This is a genomic window from Pseudomonas sp. P4_C8 (assembly GCF_056401975.1).
The window spans coordinates 1-660 of the sequence record NZ_JBFUIH010000120.1 but is presented as its reverse complement, the minus strand read 5'-3'; the positions used below and the strand labels follow the sequence as shown (position 1 = coordinate 660).

At 61.9% G+C, this 660-nt stretch carries 1 protein-coding gene; it reads right to left on the bottom strand.

The features are described 5' to 3' along the window. Window positions 1–660 (bottom strand): IS110 family RNA-guided transposase (locus tag AC1DWM_RS30145; protein WP_477796896.1); only part of this gene is annotated, 660 nt, incomplete at both ends.

Here is a 660-nt window from a genome sequence, read left to right as displayed (position 1 = left end):
GCCATCGGCCGGTTGGCGGCGATAAGTCTGGTCATTCTGTAGCAGTACCCAGATGATTCGCAGGTTGCGATTCGCCAGCCGTACCGCTGCTTCCTTGCGTCCCAGCCGACTCTGCCAGCGTTGCAAGCGACGATCGTCGGGCTGTTCCGAATCTGGGCGCAGCTGCCTCAATACCGCGTGAGCCCCCTGCACCATCAGGCTGCGCACGTAGCCATCGCCTCGTTTGCACATCCGGCCCAGGCGAACCTTCGACCCACTGCTGTTCTGATCAGGCACCAGGCCAAAGTAGGCAGCGAAGCGACGTGCATCGGCGAAGCGCTCCGGCTCGGTCTGTTTGGCCAGTATCGCCGTGGCGATGAYCGGTCCGACRCCGCGTACGGTCATCAGCCGTCTGGCTGTTTCATCCTCCTTCGCAGCGGCCTCCAGGCGACCGGTCAACACGTTGATCCGCTCGCCTAACTGACGCCATTCGCCCAGCAACTCGTCGATCAGCTCTCGCAACATGTCCGGCAGCGGTTGGGTGGCATCTTCCAGCACCCGAGGCAGGGTTTGACTGATAGCAACATCACCTTGTGCCAAGGCAACGCCATGTTCCATCAGTAGCCCACGCATCTGATTACTGGTGGCGGTGCGCCGACGTACATAACCTTGCCGGGCACG